Source organism: Microcystis sp. LEGE 00066, assembly GCF_015207925.1.
Classification (GTDB): Bacteria; Cyanobacteriota; Cyanobacteriia; order Cyanobacteriales; family Microcystaceae; genus Microcystis; species Microcystis ichthyoblabe_A.
Genome location: NZ_JADEVX010000088.1, coordinates 1 through 17,891 on the forward strand (window position 1 = coordinate 1; position 17,891 = coordinate 17,891).

Sequence of the window (17,891 nt, forward strand, 5' to 3'; positions counted from 1 at the left end):
AATAAAAATAATCTCCTGTCTCCTGTCTCCTGACTCCTGAATACAGACCCCACCAAGAAACTTTTTCAGTAAAACCTAATTATTCGCTAAAGAGATAATTACTGCGATCGCTAACTGGCCAATCTTGATTTTCTCCCCCGATAATTAAACGTTTAATATCGACAAAATCTTTACTTAATTGGGTCAAGGCATTGATTAAAATATCCAAAGCAATAAGATCGCTAGTACCGAGATCAAACCAACAACGTCCCCAAGTACCTAAGTATTCAAAATCGGTCATATTGTGCATCGGTGACATGAAGGCATTTTCGGCCATATCTGGATCGTATTCCATATAACTAATATCGACTCCCACCTCCTGTACCTGTAGGTTTTCGGCATTGAAAGCCCCTAATTTACCCAAATAAAACCAAGAGGCAAAAACTTCTTCTACATACTGCTGTTCCATATTCGAGGGAACCGTCGAAAATTCCAGCCAAAACCAGACATCAAAAGGATTAAATTCGCGAAATTGTACTTCCATATTTTTTATAGGAGACTCGGAGACGGGAGACGGGATACAGGAGACGGGAGACGGGAGACGGGATACAGGAGACAGGAGACAGGAGACAGGAGATGGGGAACTGGGAATTATGAATTGGGGAGAAGGGAGTATTTTCAGTAAACAGTAATCAGTGAAAAGAGATTAGGAAACTTCTATTTAATACTGCTCACTTAAAACTCATATCTGATCACTGATAACTTACTCACTGATAACTGATAACTGATAACTGATAACTGATTACTGATTACTGATTACTATTCTGTAATTTCCAGAGAAAACTAGCGAGGAGATTGGTGATAATATGAGCGAGAATTGGGATTAATAAATTACTGGTGATGATGACGGTATAACCGAGGGCAAAACCGACAACAGTTGCCCAGATAACATAGGGCCATTGTTGGGAACCGCTAAAATGGAGGATACCAAAAATTAGACTAGAAACGGTTAAACCAAAGATATTTAAACCTAAAGCTGGCAAAATCACCCCGCGAAATAATAATTCTTCACTTAACCCCGGCAGCAGTCCAATCCAAATTAAATCAGGCCAAGCTAAAGGTTTAATGACTAATTCTAAGTAAGAGTTAGCACTATGGCGATAACTAGGCCAAAAACGATAGAGAAGCCCACTAATTCCACTAATCGCCCCCGCTAAGGCTAATCCGAACAGTAAATCTGGGAGAGTCCAGCGAATGGCGGGAATAGCGATCGCACCGAAATATTGCCAAACTTTGGCGACTACCAGCAAGATAATCGCCGTTACCGCCATAATGGTGAGGACTTGTGTGCGTGTCAGGGGATCAAATTCGGAATTAGGGGAATTAGTCACGGATTCTCGGATAAACAGCGTAAAGAGTTGAAATTAGGGCGAAGAGATGGGAGGCTAACCCCTGCCCGTTGACAAACGATCGCACCGATCGCCTCTGTATATGAGTGTACCCTAATTGCTTTCACCCCTAGGGGTTCCGGAGCCACCTTCATTCTTGTACTATTTTCCTGTACAGCAATCAGTACGGTTTTTTCTTGACAAAAACTTAAGACTGTGCTAGAACCGCAGGCACTGGCGGGAACGATCAGCGCGTCCACCTCCCGGCCCCAAATAGCATCGGGACTGGGCTGCTTGACCAATTGGGGGGCGCGACTTAAACCCACCAAAACGCAGGGTAAAAAAGTATAACCGATTTCTTCGGCTGCGGCCTTGGGGGAAAGTTGCGGATCGAGGGGCAGCGGACTTAAAGCGGGGGCGTGGGCTGCCGGTATTTGGAATTGTCGCACCACCAGATGGGAAATTACCGCTTCGGCTCCGGCAAGGGGATCCACCCCCTGACCATGGCGATAATTAGCCAGGGCAATGCTATCGGGATCGTCGGGAAAACGGGCAACAATAGCGATCGCTTCCGCCCGGCCTTGGTTAATCAGTTTTTCTGCCCCCCGCAGCAAGCTGTCGGGATTGCCAATTGTTCCCCAACTGGCCCCAGAGGCTGCCTCTCGCAACTGCACATTTAGGGGGGCATCGGTGATAAGGTAATCGGTCAGATCTAAGCCCAGGGTAGCCCGGACAGCATCGGCAGCCTGAAGGTGTCTTTGCAAGAGGTCAAATTCAATGGCGCGATCGAATAGTAACCCGATGCGATTTTGATGGACGGGACTTAATCCCCAATCCCCCCGGGCAAAACGATCTAAAGCGTAACCCTCTACATAGTAGGTGTTGACTAGGGGCCAGTACAGTTGTGCGCCGTTGAGGACATTGGGATGGGTAATTAGGCGATCGCAAACTTGGGCGATCGCTTTGGCCACGGGAATGCCATCCCCAGCATAACCGCCAATCGCTGCCCCGATGCCGGTGGGAATAATTAGTACGGCGGTATAGGGACGGGAATTCACGAGGCAGTGGTGACAATCGCTTCGACTTTGACTTGATTATTCTCGGGATCCACTTCTGTGATTGCCCAGCGCAAGGGTTCACCGCGTTTGGCTAATTCTTTTTCGATTTCTTGCTGCAGTTGTTGCGGGGTTTCCTGTAGGTCGATTTCGGCACTAATAAAGTGAGTGGTCATGGGGATAGTCCAGGATAGTTATCCCCTCAGTTTATCAAGATTTTGCCCTCTTGCGCTGGTTTATCGGCTCTCTGGGTCAGGAACCACAAGGACACGAAGAACACAAAGATCGATCGCCGCCATATAAGTTAAACTGATCACACAAAGAATAGGAGAGCCAGAGCCGTTTTCGTACTATGATTAATACTAGGCTTTCCCCTATAGTTATGATCGCAGTTCCCAACTACATCAGTCCTCAAGAATATCTCGCTATCGAGTGCCAGAGCCAGATCCGCCATGAATACCGACGTGGTTTGGTTTATGCGATGGCCGGCGGTACGGATAATCACGAGCGCATCGCCTTCAATTTTCTCAAAGTCATTGACGAACATTTCGGCGACTCTACAGACTGTCGGTTTCACTCGGGTAATGTCAAGGTTAACTATCAAGATCAGTTTTATTACTATCCCGATGCTTTTGTTACCTGCGATCCTCGCGATCGCCAAGATCGTTATCTGAAACGCTATCCGAAACTAATTGCGGAAGTGCTTTCCCCCAGTAAGAACGCTTTTGACAGGGGCGAAAAATTCCAAGATTATCAACAGATAGAAACGTTAGAAGAATATGTATTAATTTCCCAAGAAATCCAGCGCGTGGAATGCCGTCGTCGTAATTCTCTGGGGATATGGGAAACGACTATTTACGAGACAGGCGATCGCGTAATCCTGTCAAGTATTAACCTAGAGTTAGCGATCGCCGATCTCTACCGGGGAATAGATTAAAGTGATAAACACCGTTATCCCGTTGGAAGTTGAAAGGCATCATTGACTAGATACAGCAAATCGGAAGGGCTTTCTTGGGATTTGACGTTGATGGCGACGCGGTGTTTTTTCTGCCCATCGCTTACCAAAACCTGATAATGGGGCGAAGAATCGATCTGGGGATCGATTTTGCGTTCTAAAGCCCGACATTTCAATACTCCATAGGTTGCTAGAGAAATTTTCTCCATAGTTACTAATTCTGTACGCAAATATTGCATCTAGAATTAGCTTTGTACGCTTTGACCCGTACTGGGTTAACTACGAACCTCTCTATCGGATTCCCGCTAAAGGCGGCCTCTCCGACTACCTTTCTTCCAATATTTAAGGAACCATTAATATCTGCTCCATAGAAATAACCCGACGAGCTTCTGAATACCTCTCTTTCTTGTTTATTTAGCGATAGCGATCGCCCTTCTTTTCCAGAACTGCGATCGCACTTTTGTCAAATCGATTTCTTGAAACTGTGTTGTCAGAAACCGTCAAAGTGCGATCACCTATCGCTTGAGAAGAGCCTTTACAGATTGACTACGGCCACTGAGTGGAAGTCTATTGTCCCTCCGATCCACAGTTGGTTGTAGTTCCAGTCAGCGTTGTAACCCGTTGCGTGGCTGGGGTCGATCGCCCGACTGTAGGCATTCACCCAGAACGAGTACGCACCCTGATTGTCTGGCTGTCCCGCACTAGGGAATTTCAAACGATAGACTGCTGTGGCACTCGTGGTGTTGTCGGCCTCACTGGTGTACCAGTGTTCAGTTGTTGCCAACGTCTGTGCAGACGTTGCTGTGGGCATAGGGGGTTGTAGCGATAGAACTGCGGTTGAGCTACCACATCCACTGGCAACCAGTTGCCCGTACAGAAGGTGCAGCGATGAAACCTGCCAGACAACCTGAAACTCAATATCCTCACCAACGGGTCGCCGTATTACCGGGCATTGTAGTAGAAGAGAAGTCCAGATCGTACTGCCCACTACCCGCCAATTCAGGGACGTGATTGCCCCCAAGGGTGACGAGTTGTCCACGTTCACGCGGATAGGTTTGGAATAAACAAGATGGTTCTTGCTTGCATTCGCCAGTTCCACGCGCAGTTCATAGGTGCCTGGTTGGAACTGGTAACTAGGCCAGGCCAGCAGAAGATAAGGAACCAACCAATTGCCAGGGTCGGGCAGAATATTGTACCAACCCTTCCCGTCCACTGGGTTGACCCAGGTAGGCGGACTGCCCAACGGACGAAAAATCGGCCAGCTTAAATTGAGGAACGGTGCCTCTGGCCCCCCGTTGTGACTGTACAGCACACGGTAGAAGGCTGCATTCGGCATCTGGTTACATCCACGCAGCAGGAGCGTACCAAGGAATGGAGCTGTTGCGGCTGGATCGTTTGTGGAAAAGGCTGAACCTTTGATCAGTCCGTCAGGATGGGGGCGGTTGGGGCGACGGGCAAAACCAGTAACTGGATCGATGTAGCCACTGACAGGTGGATCCCCCACTGCTGGCGGTTCGGCGAGCATCAGACTAATCCCCTTGATCCCCGCTCCCTCTCCAGCCTGAGTACAGGTAATCTCTGGTATGTTTCCACACAGGGGGGCAGCCACTGCAATCTGTGAGGCGTGCAGAGTGACTGGCGAAATAGCTCCCTTATTCCAGCGCACATCAAAGAAACCCTCAGAGTAGATCGTCTCCTCGGTTCCATCGCTATCCACATCCTGAGTGACGCGGAAGGTGATATCCGGGACATCAAGGAGCGGCAACCATTCAGCCTCAATCTCATACCAACACGGTGGGCGAAGGAAGGGACCGATGTAGCGTTTCAGGTCAAGCTGGTACTGATGCTTACTGCCTAGATGTGTTTCTAGTACCTGCGGTCCTCCCTGCTGGAAAGCGCTATCTAACTGACGCAAAGCATCGGGAATGGGGGGAGGAACTGAGCGGTCAAACACTGGGCGATTGAGCAGTGCTTGGCTCTCAGTCGGGCGTAGGTTACTGACCGCTGACTGAGCGATCGCCTGCAATTTTTGTGCAACCTCTTTACCGGCCAACGATGCTACGCGACGGATCGCATTTGGGTTGCGAGCCAGGAAAGTTACTGGATCGGGATCTGGATCGGGTCCGGGCCGTGGTATTGGGATCAGCTTGAGAGACTTCAGCAGATCGAGCAACTTCGGTTTAATTAGCAGTTCTCCTAAGCAATGACGCTCTAACCGCCACCGCAAAATCCAATCAATCTCAAAGCGTGGCACCCAGGCACAGAAATTACCACAGCCATCAGTCTTGGCAGTGCCGATCTCCTCCGTATGGCAAAAGACCGGGAATAGCCAAGCCCAAGGAGATTCGATGGGAAATAATCCAAGGAAGGTACAATCAGTATCAAGGATGTGGACAGTTGCACCTGGAACTGGATAATCAACGCCTGTCGTCGGGTCAGTCTTCACAACCTTGCCGCAGATGCGGCGAAACAAGAATAGCTCTGGATCAATTTGCCACTTAAGCTGTTCACTTAGTTCGGCAACGTTCTTATTGACAACTTCCTCTGCCTTCAAGCCTGTTAGCGCTGCCAGTCGTTGCGCCTGTAAAGGTTTGATCGGTTGGCGATCGGGTGTTAGGTTTGGTCTTGTATCTATCATCATCTCAACCTCAATTACAATTGGAATTTCTTTAGCGTTGATGTTCCACAACACAGAGTCTTCAGTACTCTTGATAAGATTGCCAGCGGAGTAAACCTTAAAAAATAGATCGGGCCGTCGGTCAAAGAACAATTCTTGGAAATAAGACTCGTCAAATGTTATCTGGAAAACACCTTGACTATCAGTAACCGCACTGCCAACTAAGTCGCTGCAGATCAAGTCCTTATCCCACGCCTCAACTCGAACTGCAAATAGCCCTTGGTGCGTATGAAGATCGATAATTTGACCAGAAATTCTAAAGGTTGTCATTTTTTCTCTCCTAATACATACACTTTGTGCGTTGATATGCTCCCCTCACCTCACTCAAAAATCACAAAACCCGCCGCCGGAACAGTTACCAAAACTGCTTTCCCACTCTGTTTTCACGGCATTCTCCGCACCAGCGGCACTGTAGGGTGGGGTTGTCCCGCTCCGGACTAAATTCCCCTCGTTGTCCTTGTACCCATTTTCACGACCATCGGAGAAGCGATCGAGCATTAATACCAAATTTCTAAATCCATGACAGACATCCACGCTCGAATGCTTGCCAAGCCTGCATTCGTTGTGACGCAAATAAAGAAAAATGGTATAAGAAATAGAACGCGCTTGGTCTTCCCAGGCGATCGGCGACGGGAACAATCCCCCCGCCGGTGATAGGGATGCAAAATTTAGTTGGCTTAAGCGTTGAACGGTTGTCGTCATGGTATTTTTCCTCTCAATCTTTCAAACTACTCACCCTGTCCGCCGCTCTTTTAATTCCTACTTAAAAAGCTTTTTTCTGGGGATGAGGTCGTTGGCTTATTCCCTCCTTTTTAACCGTCTTCATGTATATTTTTTGACTTTTTGATGCTCTTCTTCTAGGGTAAAGTGAAAGTATAGTAAAGCGCTGTCAAATTTTCAAAACTTAATTTTTCCGAGTCTGTCCACTCACTTATTTTTAACAAAAGTTAAGGACTCCCTCTCAAATATTTTTTGATAAGTTCTATTCTTCCTTTTGGCTTCCTGGTACCCCTTGAAGCTACACTTTCAGCGATACCGAGCCGAAGCAATTCTCTTAAGATCGAATAATCGCAAAATCGGCGCGGCTATTTCCCTTTATCAACCCATTGACCGCCCGAAAATGCTTTTCATAGCTAAATAAAGCCAGATTATATTGTAGAGCGATCGCCGCAATCCACATATCGTTAGTCGGGATCGGATTGCCTTTTCTCCTCAAGCCACAATAAACTATAGCGTAATATTCGGCGGTATCGGAATCGATCTCGCGTAGCGAGCGCTTTGCGTTCGCAAAACAGTTAATTTTGGATATTTCCAAAAATTGCTTAAGTTCCCTTCGGTTATATTCCTCTCTAGAACCCAACTCAAAACCACCATATAATTCCTCTAAAATTACACTATTTAACCGATTAAAGGCGTGTTTATAATAACTTCAACTGCTTCAAAAATATTACGTTTAAAAGAGGTGTAAGCGTTGGTATCCAGTAGAATCGGTCTTAGCTCCAAAAACTTTCCTCAACTGCTCGAAAGGCCTCTATATTTTGTAAAAAATCCATCTCATCCGCCTCTGTTCAAGTTCCAGCTAATTGAGATAATAAAGTCTGATCGGAATCGACATTATTTGTTCCTAAATCCTGCAATAAAAATTTGATCAGTTTTAACTTTGGCTCTTCTGGTTTCTGTGTGGAAACGAGGTCTATACTGATAGTTTCTTCCGCAAAATAGCGCTAAAAGTCTTGCCTGATAAGTATTTCACGATTCCATAAGCAAAAATTATCACACAAAGTCGAGAAGAGCCTAACTTTTCATCTTAAAATTGAAAATCAACAGGGATAGGCAAGCCCTATAACTGGAGGATCATGGCTACAATTGTCGGTGTTCATGGCATCGCGCAAGAATTTAGGGGTAGCCACACGATTTCTGCTGAGTGGTTGCCAAGTCTCAAGGATGGATTGAAACTCGCGGGAACCGAGTTAAAGTCTGATACCGATTTTCGTTGCGCGTTTTACGGAGATATTTTTCGGGGAAAATCGAAAGCGATCGGCATTCCGAACTACGATGTTAATGATGTCGATTCCGATTGGGAAAAAGAATTACGGCTCTTCCGGTTTCTGTGTGGAAACGAAGCCTATACTGATAGTTTCTTCGGCAAAATAGTCGTAAAAGTCTTTCTCCGTCAACATTTCACGATTCCATAAGCAAAAATTATCACACAAAGTCGAGAAGAGCCCCCTATGTTTAGTTTAGACGCTCTCTTCTGCCATGTCGATGATTTTTGCCAACAATTTGTCCCTCAGTGGCAAAAAACCTTACTTGGTCACGGCTTAACTCACCGTCAACGAGCCAAAAGCTTGTGCTTATCAGAAATTATGACAATTTTAATTGCTTTTCATGCCAATCAATATCGCAACTTCAAATCCTATTACTTAGAACAAGTAACTCAGCAGTGGGGTCAAGCTTTTCCTAAGTTACCCAGTTATCAAAGGTTTATTGAGTGGATTCCTTCAACGCTGTTGCCCTTTTGTGTCTATCTTAAACACTGCTGTGGACAGTGTACCGGCATTAGTTTTGCCGATTCTACGGCGCTCAAAGTTTGCCATAATCGGCGGATTTCGCGACATAAAGTGTTTAAAAATCTCGCCCAAAGGGGAAAAACTTCTGTGGATTAGTTTTTCGGATTTAAGCTTCATTTAGTTGTCAATGAAAGAGGGGAATTACTGAACGTCATCTTGACGACCGGCAACGTAGATGATCGAAAACCGATTCCCGAACTACTTGCCAATATTTTTGGCACAGTTTTTGCTGGTCGCCAAAGGCGCACCTTCGGTGATCGGGGTTATGTTTCAGCTAAGTTAGCAACTCAATTGTTATACCAATTCTCCAAAGTCTGACTACAGAAGTTTAATCCCACTAAATCCCCCTTAAAAAGGGTGACTTAAATTCGATGTGTAGTTTTCATTTAGAGCAATGGTATTAGAAAATTTTGGCATTCATTTTTTCGCCAAACCCCGTCGTAACATGAAGAATCAACTGATGCGTTTACAGGATAAGCTTCTATCTCGAAAACGCTGTATTATTGATACGATTATTGACCAATTGAAGAATATTTCTCAAATCGAACATTCTCGTCACCGAAGCCGGTCAATTTTTGTGTCAACGTCTTGTGTGGCTTAATTGCTTACTGTCACCAACCCAAGAAGCCCTCCCTACAGATGGACTGGGTTTTACCTCAATCTGCCTAACCCGAACTCAGGTTAAAATAGCTCAACAAATCCGAGAATAAAGTTTTATAGTTAATTTGCGTCTAAACAACTGAAGTAAAGTCATCGTAGTCTAATGAATTGATTGCTGACAATAGCATTGACTATTTTTTTGATATTCTATAAATGATACAGTATAATTACTAGAGTTGATAAGCATTTGCTTTGCAAGGGTTTTTGTATCTAGATTAAGTAAATACCTTAAAATCTCATTCACGACTATACTTGAAACAAGTCCATTGAGAGGTCCATAGGATGCTGTTTGAAAATTATTATTTAATTGTCTAAATTTTCTAGATGGTTGTTTTGTATTGAGGAGATGACAGTTATAACAGGCAGTTATACCAGGAACAATAAAAGGTCCTACTGAGCCGAAGATTTCCACATATCCAGCAGTTACATACGGGGTCTTTAATTCAACAGCTGCTTGATTGACCCAGTGATGTATATCCGAAGGACTATCAGCAGACACAAGGAGTACATCACATTTAGAGAAATATTCTTTAAGAAAATCAACCCCATCGCACATCTTAATGACTGGAACAATGGTCGTTTCTTGATTTCTGCTCTCCAATCTAGCTTTTGCTGAGATGACTTTGCGAGTCCCGATATCAGATTCTTCAAAAAGAATTGTTCGAGTTAAATTACTCTCTTCGATGAAATCCTCATCAGATAAAATAAGGGTTCCTACCCCAGCCGTTGTCAGCAACAGTGCAGCCGTCGAACCTATTCCTCCAGAGCCAATTAATCCTACTGTTTTTGTAGAAAGTGTTTGATAATAATGCTCTGGTGAAATTTGAAAAAGATCAAAATATAATTGATGACGGTGATATCTTCCTTCAGTGAATTGAGGAGAGATTACTCCTAGTTTCAAAAGATTGATAAAAGAATCTTTAAGTTCGTCCTGATAACATTGAGGATATTCAAGTTTCATTTTTTGCCAGAGATCCTCAAAAGTATGAGGCTCTGATAAAATTTCTAACATTTTTGCCAGATAAAAAGGAGGATGTTCAATTTTGATAGCATTGGGGGGTAATTTCCCAATCCAAATAATCGGACGTTCCCGCTCAACTCTAATTGATAAAAACCTTTTTAGTTGAAACTTAGTATCCTGTATATTCATTGACTTAAGTATAAAAAAATATTACCTTTTGACAATTAAATCAACCAGAAATGGTTTAGAAATTAAAACACAAGATAAGATGATTTGAGATGTTTCAATTGCTAATTTCACTGAGATCTACATAACCAAATTGCAGAGGAGAACTGTATGTTGTCCCACAAAAAACTTCCTTATTCATAAATTCATACTTTTCAGGACTAAAAAATAATAGCTTTTCGGGATCTCGAACGTAAGTCATATAAGTTTCAGCAAAGTCTTCTCTCATATTTGTTTGAGCATAAGGTGAAACAAAACCTGTTCCATCTTGACTAAATTTAGTCCAACTTTGCTCATGTAATTGATTCCATCTTTCAGCAACTTCAGGTTTTTGAGCCATAATATTGTTATGAACACTATGACCTACTTCATGAGTTACTATTTCGAGGATTTCACCGGGACTGCTAAATCGTTCTGTCGGTCCCCAAATACAAATTTCATTATTCAATCGGCTACAAGTTCCTAGGGCTTCTGGATAATGTTGACTACATTCAGATTGATATTCAATACTTGGGCAGTTTTCTAAGTGAGAAGGAAGTAAAGTTTCTCGTAAATAGTTGCCTACTTCTTGATTTGTCAATAATCCACTTGCTTCAAAATTACCGATTTCTGTATAGTTAACTAACTCTACAGAACCTAAACCCGTTTCTGGGGTGATTTCCCCTCCTTCTTGACCAAAAGATTCAAAAATATTCATTTTTCTATCTCCTATTGTTCTTTAAGTAACCCAAAAGCTCTTTCGCCACCAAAGGTATAGCGACTGACTACATCAGCCATTGCTTCTAAGAATTTTTCATCTTCAGGTTTTACTATAATTTTCTCGTCAATAAAAATACGATGACCTGAATCTTCTACTTCTCTCCCTTTACGATAAGGAAATCCATCCCTTTTTCCTGTTTCGATCAGAGATTGAAGCTTTGACTCAAATCGAGAATCTAAAACTTCTAAGGTAATCTTATCCGGTGATTCCCAAAAGATTCGTCCTATCGGTTGCCGTTTGTTGTTAACGATTTCTAAAATTTTCATCTCTTAGACCTCCTAATTTTGATCAAAGCTTGGTTAGTCCTGTTTTAAAATCTGTACCCAAGATGCCATATCAGCTTGTTCTCCATAAATAATAGCCTGTCCCAGACGGAGGCGATTGATAATAGCACTTTGTTCTGGAGTTAAGGTCATGCAAGCACTCATGGCTTCTCGATCATCGGCAGCGACTAACCGATGAACTATTTTAAGGTTAGTATTTTTAATGGCATCGGGGACTAATCTCGCAGGAACTTGGTCGGCAATTAGCAACCCTTCTCCATAAGCCCTGATTTCTGAAAGAATATTGGCAAACATTTCAGCTACTTTAGCTTGGGGATTAGCCTGTTCTAAAGTTCCTGGTGTTGCTCGGAGTAAGAGGCGGTGGGCTTCTTCAATTACAGTCAGGTGACGCAAGCGATCGCTTTTTCTTTCTTCGGTGGAAGCGGTTTCCTGTTGTATCTGTCGGTACTCATATAAAAATTGTAAAAGTACCGCCATCGTAAAAGCTTTATCGGCATCGTCCCCTAAGTGGGAGAGGTTAATAATAGCTGGACGGTCAAAAATGGCTGCCCAAGGGGTAGAATTGGGTCGATCTAACAGTTTGCCCTTCCATCCTTGGCGCAGGCTTTGGATGCGGGTTTTTAGGGCAGCACTGAGATTAGCGGTAATGCGTTCTTCATACCCTTTACTCTTGACTACCAATTGTACCTGGTCGAGAAGCTGAGTGAAGGTTGGTCGAGGCGTACTAAAGGGAGGTAATTGCTCATCTAACCAGTTATGAGGACGGCTGTAGGCATAGAACAAGGCTTCTTCCAGCAAAACAGGTAATATTTCTTGCATGGGGAAAGAAGCGTTTAAAATTGATTTCAAACGGTCTATATGGGGTAAAATTTGCGGGGTTGTATCTTCAGAGAGCCAAACCAAGTCAAAGGGATTTAAAGTTAACTGGTCTTCTAGTTTTCGTCCTCGCCAAGTTTGAATACCAGGAATATAGATGGCAATTCGGTTTGGGCTATCTGGTGGAAGGCGCTCGTTAATTTCCATTGCCCATTCAACATATTCATCTTTAGCTGGTTCAATGACAAGGAAAGGCAGATGACGTTTTTGCAGTTCACTCAATAGTTTTTGACAAGTAGTTGATTTTCCACTGCCTGTAATACCTGTTATGAGAGTATGTTTACTTAATGAATCAATCTCTAAACCATAGGGTAATTTAGTTTCAGTTCCCGCATCTATTAAATTACCAAGTATCACACTATTCTCGGTTGGCATATTCCGATTAAGGCTAAATTCTGCGGTAGGAATTAGTTGAATACCTGGAATTTCTCGACGAGGATAGTTAGTTAAAAGACTTAATTCAGCCGTTGTTAAGGGAGTCGTTAAATTCTCAAATAAATAACCAAAAGGATGCTCCGTATCTAATTTGGAAGTTAATGGAGGCGTTTCTAAACGCTGTAAAGGATTGCGGAAATCTGATTGATACATAAAAGGCTCTAGTTTATGCCAACGCACAGGTTCTAGCATACTGGCAGAGCCATTAAGAACAGCTTGAAGTTGTGTACCAGCTAATTCAGCGATTTCAGGAAAAGCAGATAGACAGTAAACTCCCACATTCCAATGACCTAAAGCTCTTTTTGAGTAAAAACGCTCTACATATTGATTTAATAAGTGTTCTGCTGCTTGAACATGAGCATTAATAAACTCAATGCTCATTTGCATTGATTCAGTATCAGAAACACTTTGAGATATACTTCGAGCTATGCTTTCAGAAACTGTGGTATTGATAGAACGAGAAGATTGCCTTGATAGAGAAAGTTTAGAAGATACCAAAAGTCCACCAATTCCAACAACTAAGGCGGCTGGGGGAAAAGTGACTGAAAGAACCCCTAAAGCTGATGCTGCATAAGTTCCAGCTCCTGCTATTCCTAGCATTGGTAAGACACCCAGCTTTGTAGAACTTTCAGTTTTACCTTGACTCCTTTGTGTTCCTTCAGTTTTAGTTTCACTTTCTTGATTTGTAACTGCATGAGAACGACCTTTAGTCATATTCATTTTACTTAGGGCGTGTACTTGTCCAATTAAGTCACGACATCTATAGGTAATATTATCAATTTCAATAGGATTAATGGGATCTGCAATCACAAGATAAGCGAAAGGTTCTCCTTGTATTCCTCTAAGTAAGCGATCTAAACAAGATAAATATTCTGCATTACTGCTTTGTTTGATGGAAGGAATCCCCGTTAAACAGATTCCATGTTCCATTTCCTGTAATGGTTGAATGATTTTAGTTTTATAAGATTCTTTGTTAGGAGTTAAATATTCTAGCTGAGAGCCAGAGTATAAACCTCGGAAAAAATGCTGAAATGAACGCATAAATGCGTGGGGAGGATGTTGATCATGACGAACCCCCATATAGATATTATTGTAATATCCGTCATGAATAACCAAGAAAATTAATTGTTGATTATAATCACCATGGCATGATGCTAAAGCAGTTTGAAGTGCTAAAAGAGGTTCATAGGGATCTCCTAATAAGGGTTTTCCCAATTGACCAATATGAATAAAATGAGGTGGTAACTTTGGAGGTGGTTTTTGGGCGATACTAAATAGTTGAGAACAATCATTTTCTGGAAATTCTAAATAATTCCGCCCACTCACATAGAGCAAAGATTGAGACATCACTGTTGCCATAGCCATTTGTTGAAGAAATGAATCTTCTTCTTTATCTGTTTGCTTTCCTTTGCTTGTAATTAATAGTGGATTTTCGTTCATAATTATTTTTACTTTATTTATTACTCTGCTAAAGCATATAAAACATACTGCTCTTTATTCATTTTTGATTTCAAAGCGACTTGTAATGAGCGATAGATTGCCGATAAAAATAAATCTTGAAAATCTTTGTCATTCAAGCAGTCAATAACCATATTTTCTCCTACAATTTTTATATTTTCTTGAATTTGTTCTATCTGTGATTCATCTAAAGAAAGCCACCTTAAACCAAATCCATGAGGTGCATTCCAATAGTTAAAGTTACTATCAAAATCAGTTTTATCTTCTTCTATTGCCTCTGCAAATCTTTTGGCAATATTTTGATAAAGTGAAGTTAGCGTAAAATTACAATCATCATCAATTTCTTGTCCATATTCTTTTGCTAACTTACGATGAATTTCACTAAAGTTTTCGGTTAAAAATGAGAACGGTAAAAAATCTACATTCTCAGTAAAATATTTTTCCACAATAGGCGTTAATAATTTATTGACATCTTTACGAATTAAAGCTTCAATTCTTTCTAATTCTTTTTGGATTTCTTTCGTCAGAGCTTCTGATTTACTCCATTTGGTAAATTCATTTCTAATTGTCCTACCAATTTGCTCTGATTTATCAATATTGCCTTTGAGCCAAGCATATAACTTTCTTTTTGTAATTTCCCCGAATTTATCTCCCAAAATCTGGACAAGCTTTGTTTCCTTATAATGTTTAAAAACAACATCCCATAAACCTTTATCTGAATCCTCACAAAAAGTATCAACTTCTTTCTCAAAATCTGTGGTTATGATCTTCATTCTTCCTTTAATTGCCAATCCTTTGGCAATACATAGCATAGGATCACTATCATATTTAATATGTCGTGAATCTAAATCACAAAAAATTTGTTCAACTACTTTTTTCACTTGAGGCATCAATGAAGCTCCTCCTGTAAAAGCAATAATACCAATATCTTTTAAACTCAAACCTTTTTTTTCAAGCTCTAAGCACATTTTTTGTTGCAAAAATAATTGACACCATTCCAGCCATGAATGAGTCCCTAAATCACCCAATTTATCATCTTTAGGAATAGATTTTGAAGGGAGTATTTCCTTGAGAGGTTGGTTTAAAAGTGTTTCAATTACTTCATCATCAATAAATATATATAATGGAATAAATTCTGAGATACAGGGATGTTCCATTAATGGCTGTTCTACTATTCTTAATCTTTGAGTTAACGGAAGTGTTTCACGTTTTTTAAAATATTTTTCTTTAGCTTCTCTACACTTTAAAAGAGCTATTGCATAAGCTGAACGACTAGACTCTAAAAATCCATTAATTTTTTCGATATAAGATTCAGTTATATATGTTTTTAAAGGATATTGAGAATTACGATAACTCTTTAAGTTCCAAGTGAGAATCGCTTCGTCAATTAAAGAAGAACCTAAGTTGATTCCATCACTAATTGGCTCTCCTATTTTTCTTTCCACAGTTGCATCAAGGGTTGATGAACCAAAATCCAATATAAGAGGAAATCCAGCAATATTTCCTATAGAAACTTTTGAATTTTTTTTGCCTTTTAGTTCCTCGAAATAGTAAGCATAAGCAGCTTCAGATTCAGCAATAACAGTTACATTTGGTAAACCTGCTTGAGTAAAAAGAGTTTTATATTTTTCTTTCTCTTCATCACTCCAACCAGAAGGACATCCCATAAATAATTCGATATGTTGTTGTCCGTTCAAATTTAATGAACTTTTAGCATCACGATATACGGTCAAAGCAAAATCCGAAATTTTTTTATCTAATTTATTATCAGTTCCAGGCTTACACTTAAACCCTATATCAAAGACTTCAGCTTGAGCATTCTCTTGATAAGATATGGCTGTTTTTCCCCACACCACATCCCCTGTAGACAAATAAGCAATTGCTGTAATATTACTGTCAAATACTTTTTTAGCGGGTATAGTTTTATCCTTGCATCCAGGTATATAAGCTAATGCTGTTTCTCCATGTCCGAGATCAAATCCCAAAACATTTATTTGAGCTAAATCATTATTAGAAGTCATAGTCAATTCCTCCTTTGAATTTTTATAACTTTTATCTTCCCAAAACAATTTACTGATTTGCTACATTAGGCAAATACATTTTTCCTCTTAAAAAAAGCTGCCCTTCTTTTAAAATTGCTGGAGCTTCAATAAAGGGTTTAACAAACTTATCGCTAGTTTTTAGATCATACATTCGATAAATTTCTGGATTTAATTTTTCAAGATTAAAGTCTTCTAAAGAAAATTCATCTATTTGTAAGCTATACACTTCCAATAATGATGGTAATTCCTCCTGCATCGCAAAGTCTAAATCCTTAGACAACCCCGAATAGCGTTGTCCTGCTAATTTTTGAATAAATGCGATAATTTCAGGAAAATCTGTTAGTTGTGATTTTTTTTCTTCTGGCTTTGGCTGAGAAACCGGTTCTTCTTGTAGTACCAGCTTATCAATTTTTTTTAGTAAATTAACAAGCTCTGATATTAACTTATCAATATCAAGTTCTAGTTTAACTTGATTTCGCTGTTGCTTATTTTTTGCTGAAGGTGACTTCTCTTGAAATGAATCACTAACAAATTTTGCTATACCGCTTCCAATAGCTGCACCACAAATAACTCCAAGAGGTCCACCTAAGAAGCCCATACCAGCACCCATACCAGCACCTATAGTAATTACTACAGTATTTTGGATAGCAACTAATTCGGATGAGTGTTGAGAAGATGGTTTCTCATGAGGATGATAGGTTTTAAATCTTACAGAATCTCCCAATGTATCATGGGATTCTCTTAAGATAGCTAAAAGTGCAAGTGCTGTTTTTGCCTGAGAAGGGGTTAAACTATTGATATAGTCTCCTCCTATATCCCCATAAAAAGCCAGTTCATTCTGGATAATATCAGCTACTTCTTGTAAACTGTTTACTTCCGTTAGTTTTTTCTTTAAGGTATCCTGTCTTTCGTAGTTAAAAGATTCAATTAGTTTATCAGACATCTTATAACCTCATTATTCAATCATTTGAACTGCTGGGTTTTTCTCATTTTAGCTGTTCAGCAACTTAAGACAACAGCATCACCCACAGTGTCTAGTCTCTGGTCGTCGGCATTCTGTGTGAACCCCTAGCAGTTAAGCCGATAGATAGGCCATTTAGTTGTCCCGCAATCAAAAGCATAGATACGCTTGAACACTGCCATATCTAAAGATTCCCCCCCTGCCAATATTTTTCCGAAAGCCTACTTGGTGGCTACTTTAATTAAACCCAACAAAGAACGCTTACTGCTTCTTCTTTTTACCTCCTTTGTTTCTATTCTAGCGGCTTACCTAGTTAAAAATACTAATTTAAACAAAACGGCTCTTCGTTACTCTTTATGCTAAATCAACAGACAAGATGCCAAGATAACATACTTCTAACCCAAAAATTCCGAAAGTTTCTAAAGCCATAGCCTCTCCGTTTTATTAGTTTAAGTTTATTGTTGATTCCCTCGACCACCCCATTCGTTGTCCTTCGCTCGAAATAACTAATTATTTCTCCAAACCAGTTTCGGATTGTTTGACAACTCTTAGTAAAAACACTGGAGGATTTTGCCAACCATTCCGAGATGGATAGCATTCCCTCT

General features: G+C 41.1%; 17 protein-coding genes and 2 pseudogenes. 3 read left to right on the forward strand and 16 right to left on the reverse strand.

The genetic code is table 11. The annotated features are described in order from the left end of the window. Positions 1-79 precede the first annotated feature (79 nt). The 4 genes from IQ224_RS13315 to IQ224_RS13330 form a co-directional block, all read right to left on the reverse strand. Positions 80-523, reverse strand: a complete 444-nt coding sequence (locus IQ224_RS13315; RefSeq protein ID WP_002749339.1) for a DUF3531 family protein — start codon at positions 521-523, stop codon at positions 80-82. A gap of 265 nt (positions 524-788) precedes the next feature. Then, positions 789-1,370, reverse strand: a complete 582-nt coding sequence (locus IQ224_RS13320; RefSeq protein WP_002749341.1) for a CPBP family intramembrane glutamic endopeptidase — start codon at positions 1,368-1,370, stop codon at positions 789-791. After that, positions 1,367-2,425 (reverse strand): DUF3326 domain-containing protein, encoded by a 1,059-nt coding sequence (locus tag IQ224_RS13325; RefSeq protein WP_002749344.1) that lies wholly within the window; start codon positions 2,423-2,425, stop codon positions 1,367-1,369. The genes IQ224_RS13320 and IQ224_RS13325 overlap by 4 nt, the downstream gene beginning before the upstream one ends. Next, on the reverse strand, positions 2,422-2,598 hold the full coding sequence (locus IQ224_RS13330) for a hypothetical protein (RefSeq protein WP_002749346.1): 177 nt from the start codon (positions 2,596-2,598) through the stop codon (positions 2,422-2,424). Before IQ224_RS13330 ends, IQ224_RS13325 begins: the two co-directional genes overlap by 4 nt. 206 nt (positions 2,599-2,804) lie before the next feature. Here IQ224_RS13330 and IQ224_RS13335 point away from each other — a divergent pair, with 206 nt between their 5' ends. Next, positions 2,805-3,359, forward strand: coding sequence for a Uma2 family endonuclease (locus IQ224_RS13335; protein ID WP_084989827.1), 555 nt, complete (start codon positions 2,805-2,807; stop codon positions 3,357-3,359). Between the two features lie 14 nt (positions 3,360-3,373). Here the strand turns inward: IQ224_RS13335 and IQ224_RS13340 are convergent, their stop codons facing one another. The 5 genes and pseudogenes from IQ224_RS13340 to IQ224_RS25015 all read right to left on the reverse strand — a co-directional run bounded on the left by IQ224_RS13340 (position 3,374) and on the right by IQ224_RS25015 (position 7,835). Beyond that, the gene (locus IQ224_RS13340; RefSeq protein WP_002749351.1) at positions 3,374-3,616 is read right to left on the reverse strand and encodes a DUF2278 family protein; all 243 of its coding nucleotides are present in this window, start codon (positions 3,614-3,616) and stop codon (positions 3,374-3,376) included. A gap of 296 nt (positions 3,617-3,912) precedes the next feature. Continuing rightward, positions 3,913-6,324, reverse strand: a complete 2,412-nt coding sequence (locus IQ224_RS13345) for a hypothetical protein (protein ID WP_002744615.1) — start codon at positions 6,322-6,324, stop codon at positions 3,913-3,915. A gap of 54 nt (positions 6,325-6,378) precedes the next feature. Next, entirely contained in the window at positions 6,379-6,756 is a 378-nt protein-coding gene (locus IQ224_RS13350) for a hypothetical protein (protein ID WP_084989826.1), read from the reverse strand. Between the two features lie 352 nt (positions 6,757-7,108). Beyond that, a complete protein-coding gene (locus IQ224_RS24160) occupies positions 7,109-7,369 on the reverse strand; it encodes a PIN domain-containing protein (protein ID WP_228036228.1) in 261 nt (86 codons plus the stop codon). Positions 7,370-7,622: 253 nt separating this feature from the next. Then, positions 7,623-7,835 (reverse strand): annotated as a pseudogene (locus IQ224_RS25015) (hypothetical protein). 75 nt (positions 7,836-7,910) lie between these two features. Between IQ224_RS25015 and IQ224_RS13360 the strand changes: the two are divergent. Then, the gene (locus tag IQ224_RS13360) at positions 7,911-8,249 is read left to right on the forward strand and encodes a hypothetical protein (protein ID WP_228036229.1); all 339 of its coding nucleotides are present in this window, start codon (positions 7,911-7,913) and stop codon (positions 8,247-8,249) included. A 36-nt stretch (positions 8,250-8,285) separates the two neighbouring features. Further along, positions 8,286-9,293 (forward strand): annotated as a pseudogene (locus IQ224_RS25020) (IS982 family transposase). 91 nt (positions 9,294-9,384) lie between these two features. Here the strand turns inward: IQ224_RS25020 and IQ224_RS13375 are convergent. The 7 genes from IQ224_RS13375 to IQ224_RS13405 all read right to left on the reverse strand — a co-directional run. After that, the gene (locus IQ224_RS13375; protein WP_002745331.1) at positions 9,385-10,434 is read right to left on the reverse strand and encodes a ThiF family adenylyltransferase; all 1,050 of its coding nucleotides are present in this window, start codon (positions 10,432-10,434) and stop codon (positions 9,385-9,387) included. A 94-nt stretch (positions 10,435-10,528) separates the two neighbouring features. Beyond that, positions 10,529-11,167, reverse strand: coding sequence for a putative zinc-binding metallopeptidase (locus tag IQ224_RS13380; protein WP_002745332.1), 639 nt, complete (start codon positions 11,165-11,167; stop codon positions 10,529-10,531). 11 nt (positions 11,168-11,178) lie between these two features. Next, positions 11,179-11,496 (reverse strand): hypothetical protein, encoded by a 318-nt coding sequence (locus IQ224_RS13385; RefSeq protein ID WP_002745335.1) that lies wholly within the window; start codon positions 11,494-11,496, stop codon positions 11,179-11,181. A gap of 33 nt (positions 11,497-11,529) precedes the next feature. Continuing rightward, positions 11,530-14,265 carry an ATP-binding protein gene (locus IQ224_RS13390; protein ID WP_110980653.1) on the reverse strand — a complete coding sequence of 912 codons (2,736 nt, stop codon included), beginning with the start codon at positions 14,263-14,265 and terminating at the stop codon, positions 11,530-11,532. Between the two features lie 20 nt (positions 14,266-14,285). Next, the gene (locus tag IQ224_RS13395; protein ID WP_002745337.1) at positions 14,286-16,304 is read right to left on the reverse strand and encodes an Hsp70 family protein; all 2,019 of its coding nucleotides are present in this window, start codon (positions 16,302-16,304) and stop codon (positions 14,286-14,288) included. A 49-nt stretch (positions 16,305-16,353) separates the two neighbouring features. Further along, positions 16,354-17,268 carry a hypothetical protein gene (locus IQ224_RS13400; protein ID WP_002745338.1) on the reverse strand — a complete coding sequence of 305 codons (915 nt, stop codon included), beginning with the start codon at positions 17,266-17,268 and terminating at the stop codon, positions 16,354-16,356. A gap of 382 nt (positions 17,269-17,650) precedes the next feature. Then, positions 17,651-17,891: transposase (locus tag IQ224_RS13405; protein ID WP_194032751.1), on the reverse strand; the 241-nt coding region annotated here is incomplete at its 5' end.

Bases quoted from the DNA above. Each gene is read 5' to 3' on its own strand.
- IQ224_RS13315 (WP_002749339.1), bottom strand. From the start codon at position 523: ATGGAAGTACAATTTCGCGAATTTAATCCTTTTGATGTCTGGTTTTGG.
- IQ224_RS13330 (WP_002749346.1), bottom strand. From the start codon at position 2,598: ATGACCACTCACTTTATTAGTGCCGAAATCGACCTACAGGAAACCCCG.
- IQ224_RS13335 (WP_084989827.1), top strand. From the start codon at position 2,805: ATGATCGCAGTTCCCAACTACATCAGTCCTCAAGAATATCTCGCTATC.
- IQ224_RS13340 (WP_002749351.1), bottom strand. From the start codon at position 3,616: ATGCAATATTTGCGTACAGAATTAGTAACTATGGAGAAAATTTCTCTA.
- IQ224_RS13345 (WP_002744615.1), bottom strand. From the start codon at position 6,324: ATGACAACCTTTAGAATTTCTGGTCAAATTATCGATCTTCATACGCAC.
- IQ224_RS13350 (WP_084989826.1), bottom strand. From the start codon at position 6,756: ATGACGACAACCGTTCAACGCTTAAGCCAACTAAATTTTGCATCCCTA.
- IQ224_RS13360 (WP_228036229.1), top strand. From the start codon at position 7,911: ATGGCTACAATTGTCGGTGTTCATGGCATCGCGCAAGAATTTAGGGGT.
- IQ224_RS13375 (WP_002745331.1), bottom strand. From the start codon at position 10,434: ATGAATATACAGGATACTAAGTTTCAACTAAAAAGGTTTTTATCAATT.
- IQ224_RS13380 (WP_002745332.1), bottom strand. From the start codon at position 11,167: ATGAATATTTTTGAATCTTTTGGTCAAGAAGGAGGGGAAATCACCCCA.
- IQ224_RS13385 (WP_002745335.1), bottom strand. From the start codon at position 11,496: ATGAAAATTTTAGAAATCGTTAACAACAAACGGCAACCGATAGGACGA.
- IQ224_RS13390 (WP_110980653.1), bottom strand. From the start codon at position 14,265: ATGAACGAAAATCCACTATTAATTACAAGCAAAGGAAAGCAAACAGAT.
- IQ224_RS13395 (WP_002745337.1), bottom strand. From the start codon at position 16,304: ATGACTTCTAATAATGATTTAGCTCAAATAAATGTTTTGGGATTTGAT.
- IQ224_RS13400 (WP_002745338.1), bottom strand. From the start codon at position 17,268: ATGTCTGATAAACTAATTGAATCTTTTAACTACGAAAGACAGGATACC.